10 protein-coding genes are annotated in these 8,772 nt (G+C 71.4%); 5 read left to right on the top strand and 5 right to left on the bottom strand.

What is annotated here, in order from left to right:
* Positions 1 to 171 precede the first annotated feature (171 nt).
* From LZ495_RS07245 to LZ495_RS07260, 4 genes are all read right to left on the bottom strand, one after another.
* Entirely contained in the window at positions 172 to 387 is a 216-nt protein-coding gene (locus LZ495_RS07245) for a hypothetical protein (RefSeq protein ID WP_235051165.1), read from the bottom strand.
* Positions 388 to 506: 119 nt separating this feature from the next.
* Positions 507 to 887 carry a VOC family protein gene (locus tag LZ495_RS07250; protein WP_235051166.1) on the bottom strand — a complete coding sequence of 127 codons (381 nt, stop codon included), beginning with the start codon at positions 885 to 887 and terminating at the stop codon, positions 507 to 509.
* A 302-nt stretch (positions 888 to 1,189) separates the two neighbouring features.
* Positions 1,190 to 2,716 carry an FAD-binding oxidoreductase gene (locus LZ495_RS07255; protein ID WP_235051167.1) on the bottom strand — a complete coding sequence of 509 codons (1,527 nt, stop codon included), beginning with the start codon at positions 2,714 to 2,716 and terminating at the stop codon, positions 1,190 to 1,192.
* Between the two features lie 232 nt (positions 2,717 to 2,948).
* Positions 2,949 to 3,797: an SDR family NAD(P)-dependent oxidoreductase gene (locus LZ495_RS07260; RefSeq protein ID WP_235051168.1), complete on the bottom strand. Its 849-nt coding sequence runs from the start codon at positions 3,795 to 3,797 to the stop codon at positions 2,949 to 2,951.
* A 104-nt stretch (positions 3,798 to 3,901) separates the two neighbouring features.
* Between LZ495_RS07260 and LZ495_RS07265 the strand changes: the two genes are divergently transcribed.
* Positions 3,902 to 4,510, top strand: coding sequence for a CGNR zinc finger domain-containing protein (locus tag LZ495_RS07265; protein WP_235051169.1), 609 nt, complete (start codon positions 3,902 to 3,904; stop codon positions 4,508 to 4,510).
* A gap of 117 nt (positions 4,511 to 4,627) precedes the next feature.
* On the opposite strand, the gene LZ495_RS07270 is transcribed toward LZ495_RS07265, so the two are convergent.
* The gene (locus tag LZ495_RS07270) at positions 4,628 to 5,224 is read right to left on the bottom strand and encodes a TetR/AcrR family transcriptional regulator (RefSeq protein ID WP_235051170.1); all 597 of its coding nucleotides are present in this window, start codon (positions 5,222 to 5,224) and stop codon (positions 4,628 to 4,630) included.
* A gap of 205 nt (positions 5,225 to 5,429) precedes the next feature.
* Here LZ495_RS07270 and LZ495_RS07275 point away from each other — a divergent pair, with 205 nt between their 5' ends.
* The 4 genes from LZ495_RS07275 to LZ495_RS07290 form a co-directional block, all read left to right on the top strand.
* Complete coding sequence (locus LZ495_RS07275; RefSeq protein ID WP_235051500.1) at positions 5,430 to 6,569, top strand: FtsX-like permease family protein; 1,140 nt, start codon at positions 5,430 to 5,432, stop codon at positions 6,567 to 6,569.
* Positions 6,566 to 7,261 carry an ABC transporter ATP-binding protein gene (locus LZ495_RS07280; protein ID WP_235051171.1) on the top strand — a complete coding sequence of 232 codons (696 nt, stop codon included), beginning with the start codon at positions 6,566 to 6,568 and terminating at the stop codon, positions 7,259 to 7,261. The genes LZ495_RS07275 and LZ495_RS07280 overlap by 4 nt, the downstream gene beginning before the upstream one ends.
* 136 nt (positions 7,262 to 7,397) lie before the next feature.
* Positions 7,398 to 7,934 (top strand): DUF2716 domain-containing protein, encoded by a 537-nt coding sequence (locus LZ495_RS07285; RefSeq protein ID WP_235051172.1) that lies wholly within the window; start codon positions 7,398 to 7,400, stop codon positions 7,932 to 7,934.
* A 74-nt stretch (positions 7,935 to 8,008) separates the two neighbouring features.
* A partial coding sequence (locus LZ495_RS07290) for a hypothetical protein (RefSeq protein ID WP_235051173.1) occupies positions 8,009 to 8,772 on the top strand: 764 nt, incomplete at its 3' end.

Here is an 8,772-nt window from a genome sequence, read left to right on the forward strand (position 1 = left end):
CCGGCCGCGCTTGCGAGCAGGTTGCCAGAGCACAGAGCAAACCGCGGCGTTTTCCGGGGAGTTGGCATAACCGGACGAATCCGACCGGATACCACGAGGCCTCTGACCCCGAAACGTCGACCACTCGTGGTCCTCGAAAACAAATACGAGCACCGACGCAACCGGGCCGAGCTACCGGCCGAGCACGCCGTCCCTCGGATCGGCACGCACGAACCCGGTCGTCCACTCGTCCCGGTCGACGGCGTACGCACCGATCACGAAGCACTCCGGCTCGGCGGCGAAGCCGGGCAGCAGGCGCGCCCGGGCGACACGCGCCTCTGCCTGCGCGCGCGACGAGTAGACGCCCAGCAGTTTGACGTCGTCGCCGTCCTGCCCGTCGATGTGCACGTCGCCATCGGCGCTATGGAGAACCGCTCCCCCTTCGCCGGCCTCGTTCTGGTGCGAGACATGCCACAGGAGATGAACCGTCCCCGGCGCGGACTCCGGCCCGCTGCCCCCGCCGGAACTCACAGCTGCGGGATGCGCGCCCTGAGGAGGCAGAACTCGTTGCCCTCGGGGTCCATCAAGACGTGCCACGACGAGTCGCTCTTCTGGCCGATGTCGGCCGGGCGCGCGCCGATGGCCAGCAGGCGCTCGAGTTCCGCGTCCTGGTCCCGGTCGGTCGCATTGACGTCGATGTGCAGCCGCGACTTCCCCGGTTCGGGTTCGTCGCGGGCGCTCAGGAAGAGCGTCGGCTGCGGTCCGCCGAACCCCTCGCGCGGCCCGATCTCGATCGACCCGTCGTCCTCGCGGCCGAGGACCACGAAGTCCAGGACCTCGCACCAGAACCGCGCCAGCACCTCGGGTTCGCGGCAACCCAGCACGAGCTCACCGATACGACACGCCATAGACCGATCCATCCTCACTCCGGAGCCGACAAGGGCTCCCACCTGGCACGACAACCCGGTGACCGTACCCGACACCCCGTACGCACGCGAACGATTTCCCGCAAGATCATCATCTTGCACACAAAATGTCACGTAGCCCCCTACGAAGACCCGATCCCCTGTAGCCGGGAACTTCGCCTCCGCGGCGGTCACGGCTCCTGCGTGGCCAGTGACGAAGGTGTGCCGCGCCCCGCCAACGAGCCTGGCGAGCATGGCGACGTCCTCGCGCAACGCGCCCACACCGAATGGCCTCATCCGGACGGCTATCTGGTCACTGCTTGGGCGTAGCGGAACAGACCGGTGGGGTCGTAGCGGTGCTTGATGCCGGTCAGACGTGCGTAGTTGGGGCCGTAGTAGGCGTGTTGCCAGCCGTGCAGGTCGGGGTCGGGGAAGTTGACGTAGGCAGCGTCGGTGGCCAGGTCGCGGCGCAGGGTGTGGTGGATGGCCCGGGTCTGCGCGAGGAGAGCGCGGACGTCCTCGGCGGCGGTGCCTGGCGTCCAGTGGGTGCCGATGTCGATGACGAAGGTTGCGGCGCGGTGCGGGTACGCGGTCTCGTCCGGCCGCAGGGTGGCGGTGGTGCCGCCCATCGCGAAGAGCGTGACGTACCCGGTCGCCCCCGACGGGCCGGGCTGCCATGCGCGCGTCCACTCGGAGACCCGGGCGACGATGTCCCGGGTGAGCCACCGGCTGGGGACGAGGGACTTGGAGGCGTAGCAGTCCTTGGCCCCGGGCTTTTCCATCAGGTGGTCCTGCGCGGACCAGAAGCCGCGTTCCTCGACGAACGCCCGGGTCGGGCCGAGCTTGAGCAGCCCGCTCAGGACGCGGCGGGCGTCGTCCTCGGCGCCGAGGCGCTGCCCGAGCACCGTCGCCGCGGTCGTGCCGTCGCCGGTGTGCTTGAAGCCGATGCGGACGTCGAGGTCGTCGGCGCGGTCGGCGCCCAGGAGGCACTGGAACTCCTCGACCACTGCAGGCCCCGCAGCCAATGGGAAGACCAGATCGAAGACAGTGGCGCGCCGATCGTCCACCCGGACCGCGTCGAAGACGAACGCGGTGTTGATGCCGAAGTTGCCGCCGGCCCCGCCGCGGCAGGCCCAGAACAGGTCGGGGTTCTCGTCCGCGGCGGCCCGCACGATCGTGCCGTCGGCGAGCACGACCCTGGTCTCGGCCATCCGGTCGCAGGTCAGGCCCCACTTGCGGTCGTTGAACCCGAGGCCGCCGCCGAGGGTGAGCCCGGCCACGCCCACGCCGGGGCAGCGTCCGCCGGGGAAGTACAGCCCGGCCGCACGGGCGGCGTACACGTCGGAGTTGGTCGCGCCGCCGCCGAGGTGCAGCCGATTGCCCTGTGGGGTGACCTGGTTCATCGCGCGCAGGCTGATCACCAGGCCGGAGGTGGTGGAGTATCCGGCGTAGTTGTGACCGCCCGACCGCGGCGCGAACGGTACGCCGTGCGCGGCGCACCAGCGCACCGCAGCCCGCACGTCGCCTTCAGTCGCGCACGCGAGCACTCCGGCGGGCCGCACCCCGGCGTAGCGCTGGTTGTCCGCGGTCGCCCGCGCGGAATAGTCCGGATCTCCGGGCCGCACGAGCCGCGCGGCCGGGCTGAGTTGCCGCCCCAGCGCCTGCCATGCGGCCGGTTCGACACCCGGCGCGACGCCCGAAGCGGCGCCCGGAGCGGCATGCGGGGCGGTCGGTGCGGCCCCGCTGGCCTGCCCGCCGACGTGGAGGGCGGTCGCGGTTCCCAGCGCGGCGGCTGCCCCCGCGCGGAGGAGTGAGCGTCGGTCGACCGGCATGGCAGTCCCCGTTCAGGTCATGGTGCGAACGCCGGGTCCGGGCCCGCCTCGAGGAGGCCCACGCTGTCCCGCCGACGCGCTCCCGACCGCTTCGCCGCACGGGCGTAGCGCGGGATTTCACTGCATCGGACGCACTCCAACCGGGCGCGGCAGGGCCATGTGCCGGACCTGAAAGAGGGTCGCGCCGGGGGCACGTCGGCTGTCGATGCCGCGCCCCCGGCGGGGTCTGCGGTTACGCGTCGACGGTGTCGGTCACGTGCTTCCAGGTGTCCAGGTCGGCGATGCGTGCGTCCAAGGCGGTGCGCATCTGCGTGGCGCCGGCGGTGCCGAGGGCCAGGCGCAGCGGAGGGTTGTCGCTGTCGACCGCGGTGCGGATGCCGGCGGCGATCCGCGCCGCGGAGGAGAACGCGGATGCCGGCAACTCGCCGATGCCTTTCTGGACTTCGCGGACGGTCGGGTCGTAGTCGGCCAGGCCGGCGGCGACGTCCAGGTTGGCCAGGAAGGGGGTCGCGGTCAGGCCGGGCTGGATGAGCGTGACCTTGATGCCGAGCGGGGCGACCTCGGCCACCAGCGCCTCTGACAGTCCCTCGACGGCGTGCTTGGTCGCGGCCAGCAGCCCGACGCCGGGGTGGGCGAACTGCCCGTACACGGACGAGCCCTGGAGGATGTGCCCGGATCGCTGGGTGCGCAGCACCGGCAGCGTCGCGCGGAGCACGTTGAGCACGCCGAAGACGTTGGTGTCGAACACGGCGCGGACCTGCGCATCGGTGGCTTCCTCGACGGCTCCGAACAGTCCGTAGCCCGCGTTGTTGGCCACCACGTCGATGCGGCCGAACCGTTCGAGCGTCCGCTCTACCGCTCCCCGGACGGCCTGCTCGTCGCTCACGTCCGTCTGGACGAGGAGCAGGCGCTCGCCGTGCGCCCCGGTCAGCTCGTCCAGGGAGGCGGTGTCGCGGGCAAGTGCCGCGACGGCGTCGCCGTTTTCGAGTGCCTGGAGCGTCAGTTCGCGGCCGATGCCGGACGTCGCGCCGGTGATGAGCCATGTGCGGGGATGGGCCTGCTGGTTGGATATGCGATTCATGTTGTGACCTTAAGAAGTTAGAACGCAACCAGTCAAGCCCGAAGGCGTCTCGCGTTGCCTTCTAGACGGTTTAGTACCTCTTCCTGCTGATGTAGGGTGAGGGCATGAGCAGTGCAGCCGGATCCCCCAAAGTCAGCCCGCGTACCGTCACGCCGGCGGTGGAGACCGTGCTCGCGTTCGTGAACACGCGCGAGGACGGATCCGGTCGGCAGGAGTTGTTCGCGGACGGAGACTCGTTCGCGGCGTGGCTGGCGGAGTACGACGCGTTCGGCGGCGAAACCGTGGCGACCGATGCCGACGCCGCGGCCGCGCGCGAGTTGCGCGACGCCCTGGTGACCGTGCTGCTCGCGCACGCGGGCGACGAGGAGAGCCTGGGCGAGCCGCTGCAGCGCGCCGAGCGGCACCTGCGGCGCGCGGGTTCGCTCTACCCGCTGGCGACGGTGATCACCGCCGGCGGCGTCGAACTGGCGTCACCGCAGGCGGGGGTCGAGCGTGCGTTCGGAACCGTGCTGGCTGCGGTGACGACCTTCGCGCAGAGCAGCGACTGGGGACGCATCAAGGCGTGCCGGAACCCCCCGTGCCATTTCGGCTTCTTCGACCGCACCCGCAACGGCGGAGGGCTGTACTGCAGTCCCGGCTGCGGCTCCCAGGTATCCATGCGCAACTTCCGCCGGCGGCAGCGGCAAGAGAGCCAGGAGCCGCCCCAGGTGTGAGGACGCGCTGTCGCCGCGGCCCAGCGTGCGTACGGGTGTGGCCGTGGGCAACGCCGCCGGCCCCGGGGTCCGCCACAGAGAAGGCGGTCGGCGGTCGGGGCCGCCCCGGTCGGCGCGTCAGCGGTCCGCTTCTCCGGGTGCGGACGTCACGGCGGCCACCGCGAGTTGCACCGCGCGGCGGCTGACGGCCTCGAAGTCGTCGCCGGACTCGACCGCCTTGGTCGCAGCGTTCACGAAGCCCTGGAGCAGCACCGCCGTGCGGCGCGGGTCGGGGTCGTGCAGCGCCTCGAGCGCCTCGACGAGGGGTACGAGGATGTCCGCGTGGGCGCGGTCGGCGCCCGCCCGCAGCGCGGCGGCGTCCGGGCCGTCGGCAAGGGCCTGCGCGACGCGGTGCTCGCCGGAGCGCACGAGCTCCAGTTGCGCGGTGACGAAGGCGGCGATGCGGTCCGCGGGGGTGTCGGCGGCTTCCATGGCGACGCGGATGGGACCGGTCCAGCGCGGCGTGGCGTCGGCGACGAGTGCCGTCAGCAGGTCCCGCCGGTCGGCGAAGTACTTGTAGACGCTGTTGCGGGCGAGCCCGGCGCGCTCAGCGACAGCCGTGAAGGTCACCGCTCCCGCACCGTCCGTGAGGAGGAGGTCCCGTGCTGCCTGCAGCAGGGCGCTGCGCTGGTTCGCGCGGTGGTCGGCGACCGTGGCCGCGGTGATGCGTGGCACTCGGACACTTTAGTCGACCGCGTTCCGCGCACGGCCTGGAGCAGGGCGAACGCGTACTGATTCCCCTTTCAAGCCCGTGATCTGCAGGCCGCGCGTCGGCGCCGGGCGTGCGGAGGCGAACCATCGGACCCCTTGGGGACGATGCGTCCCCATGAGCTATGTTGGCGACGCCACGTCCCCAAAGCAGCGCTCCGAAGGGAGCACGGTGTTCCTCGCACTTCTGGAAATCCGCGCAGCACGCGGACGCTTCCTCCTCATGGGAAGCGTCGTGATGCTGGTCGCCGCGCTGGTCGGCATCGTCTCGGGGTTCACCACCGGCCTCGGCAACGACACCGTCTCGGCGCTGCGCGGGCTGCCCGCCACCCACTTCGCGTTCAGTGCGGACGCCAAGTCGGACCAGTTCAACCGCAGCCTCGTCGACGACCGCACGCTCCGCGCCTGGCGCGACCGCCTCGGCGGGGATGCCGCCCCGGTCGGCGTGTCGATCACCCGGGGGACCACCGATCGCGGCGTCGACATCGACCTGGCGGCGTTCGGCATCGAGCCCGGCTCCTTCCTGGCCCCGCCCGTCTCGTCCGGGGCGCCGGTCGGATCGTCGGGCGGGTCGTCGGTCGGGTCGTCAGGCGACGGCGTGGTGATCTCGAAGAAGATCGCGGACAAGGGCGTGCGGGTCGGCGACACCGTGACGATCGACCGCTTCGGCATCACGATGCGCGTCGCGGGGATCACCGGGGCCCGTTCGTACGGCCATGTGCCCGCGGCGTACCTGCCCTTGGAGCTGTGGCAGCGCATCCGGTTCGCCGTCCCCGGCGCGGACCCCGGGGCGGAGGCGCCCCGGCAGTTCAGCGCGGTGGCCCTGCGTACCGGCGGCGCGGACGTGTCCCTGGCCGAGATGGATGCGGCCCTGGGCACGAAGACCGTGTCCCGGGAGGGCGCCTTCGAGGCTGCCCCCGGCTATTCGGGCGAGCGCATCACGATGACGTCGATCCAGGTCTTCCTGTTCCTGATCGCCCCGCTCGTCGTGGGCGCGTTCTTCTCGGTGTGGACCGTGCAGCGCACGCCCGAACTGGCGTTGCTGCGCGCCCTGGGCGCATCCCGGCCGCGGCTGCTGTGGCACAGCACCGTGCAGGCCGCCGTGGTGGTCGCCGCCGGGGCCGCCTGCGGCGGGCTGGTCGCGCTCGGCGTGGGCGCGGCGCTCGGCGACGCCGTGCCGTTCAGCCTCCCCGCCTCGACACTCGCCGCGACGATGGCGGCGGTCGCCGGAGTCGGCCTGGCCGGGACCGCGCTCACCCTGCGCCGCGTCACCTCGGCCGACCCCCTCACCATGCTCGGAGCCCACCGATGAGCCTTGCCCTGTCGAACGTCACCGTCACCCGCGGACGCAACGAGACCCGCACCGCGGTATTCGCCGACCTGGACGCCGAGTTCCCCGCCGGAAAGGTCACCGCACTCGTGGGTCCCTCAGGCTCCGGCAAGTCGACCCTGCTCGCCGTGGCCGGCGCTCTGCTGCGCCCCGACCGCGGCACCGTACGCCTGGGCGACGTCGACCTGGCCGCCCTGAACGACGCCGAACGCGCCCGGATGCGCCGGACGCGGATCGGCTACATGTTCCAGAGCGGCAACCTCCTCACCGCGCTGACCGCGACCGAGCAACTGCTGGCCGCCGCCTACATCGCGGGCCACCGCCCCCGGCGCGAACGCCGCCGGGCCGCCGACGCCCTCGCCGCCGTCGGCCTCGGACACCGGCTCGGGCACCGCCCCGACCAACTCTCCGGAGGAGAACGCCAACGCGTCGCCCTGGCCCGTGCCTTGTTCCTCGACCCCGACCTCCTGCTGATCGACGAACCCACCGCCGCCGTGGACCGCACACTGGCCGCCGACCTGGCCGACCTCATCAGCGAACGCACCCACGCCACCGGCTGCGTCACCGTCGTCGCCACCCACGACCCGGTCGTCACCGCAGCCGCCGACACCGAACTCGTCTGCCCGGGAGCCCTCTCCCCCAGGCCGGCGGCCGACACTTCCGCCACCGGATGACGCAGTCGATCTGACCCCGCGCCGCCCGCCGCAGGCGCTGCCAGCCGAAGTGACCGCGGCGGCGCAGCCCGCGCATGCCCAGCAAGCCGGGAAATATCCTGGGCCGCGGTCCTTCAGCCGGAGATAGGTTCACCGGGTGATCGATGAGCCCCTCAAACGCCTGTCCGGAACCGAATACGACCGCATCTTCGGCCGCCTCGACGCCGAATTCGACTTTCGCCCCGACACGCAGGCGTTCCCGGGGATCACCGAGCCAAAGCCCTCGATCACATGGAGCCTGGACAGGCTGCGGGACGACCCCGGCGACCTGAAACTCGACCGGCTGGTCGATGCCGTACAGGACGGGCTTGTGAAATGCAGCAGGCCCGGAGAGTCGCTGTGGATTCTGAACTGGAACCACACCTGCTACCGACTCCGTCCGGATCTCCCGGCAACCGACATGTTCCTGCCGGTCGTTGTCGAGGGGCGCTCGCGTAAGGGCTGGCCGCTCAGTCCCTATCCGGACGGCGACTACTTCATCTTTCTTGCAGAGGACCTCCGCTTCGGCACCTTCGGGCATCCCTGGGAACACTCCCTATGCGTGTTGGGCGCCGAACTCCTCGAGGCCGTCCAGGACGATGTGCAGCAGGTACTGCAACGTGTCCTGCGCCGGGACGGAGTCCCCGAACGGTGACACAGCCAGTCCTGGATGAAAGGGATCTCCGACGGCAAAACCGGTTCACGATTGCGGACGCGGAGGACGGCCGCGTGTGGGGGACGTGCCTGGCGGTAGACGGGCTGTTCACGGACCTTGCGCGGGGAACGTACGAGTTGTTCGGCTGGATCCCGGAAGGCGCCGAGCCGCGCGGCTGGGTCGGTAACCGGGTGTGGCTGGTGCCCGAAGACAAGGCGCTCGACGCGTGGCTGCTCGGCGACGCCGAAAGTCCAGGAGCGGTCACGAAGGCAGGCAGCTTGGCCCTCGTCGGCGAGGACGACTATCTGGGCCCGCCGGAGGGTTACTGGGGGACTGTGCGGGTGCACGACGAGGAGCAATGGCTCGGCTCCTGCCGGGAGTTCACCAAGATCCTGCCCGCTGAGAATCCGCTGCCGCCGCTCCTGCTGCGCGGTCTGGCCCCGAGCAGCGGGCTGCGGGAGGTGCTGGCCAAGGGCACCCGCAAGTCGCTGGACCTCGAGGACGTCGTCCTGGACATCAGGGACGATCAAGGCGATCAATTGGCGGACTTCGAACTGCGGGCGAAAGTCGAAGCCTGGCGCCCGTCCCCCTGCGGGACGGATCTCATCGACCTGCAGCTCGCACGGCACTACCCGCTCCTGCCCCAGCACGCACAACCCCTCTGGGAGCAGTGGTTCGCCGGACCGCCGGCGACACCCGCCGCGTGGGCCGGCCTCGACACCAGGAAGCGTGAGGTATGGCTCGACCTCGTCCGCAGACGGACGTGTGCGCGTACCCGTCGTGGGGGGGGGGGCGCGCGGGCGCCGGCGCTCGACGGCGCGGGCGGCTCCGCCGCGCG

The sequence above is a fragment of the Yinghuangia soli genome, from assembly GCF_021502675.1.
GTDB lineage: Bacteria > Actinomycetota > Actinomycetes > Streptomycetales > Streptomycetaceae > Yinghuangia > Yinghuangia soli.

Bases quoted from the DNA above. Each gene is read 5' to 3' on its own strand.
- LZ495_RS07250 (WP_235051166.1), bottom strand. From the start codon at position 887: ATGGCGTGTCGTATCGGTGAGCTCGTGCTGGGTTGCCGCGAACCCGAG.
- LZ495_RS07255 (WP_235051167.1), bottom strand. From the start codon at position 2,716: ATGCCGGTCGACCGACGCTCACTCCTCCGCGCGGGGGCAGCCGCCGCG.
- LZ495_RS07260 (WP_235051168.1), bottom strand. From the start codon at position 3,797: ATGAATCGCATATCCAACCAGCAGGCCCATCCCCGCACATGGCTCATC.
- LZ495_RS07265 (WP_235051169.1), top strand. From the start codon at position 3,902: ATGAGCAGTGCAGCCGGATCCCCCAAAGTCAGCCCGCGTACCGTCACG.
- LZ495_RS07280 (WP_235051171.1), top strand. From the start codon at position 6,566: ATGAGCCTTGCCCTGTCGAACGTCACCGTCACCCGCGGACGCAACGAG.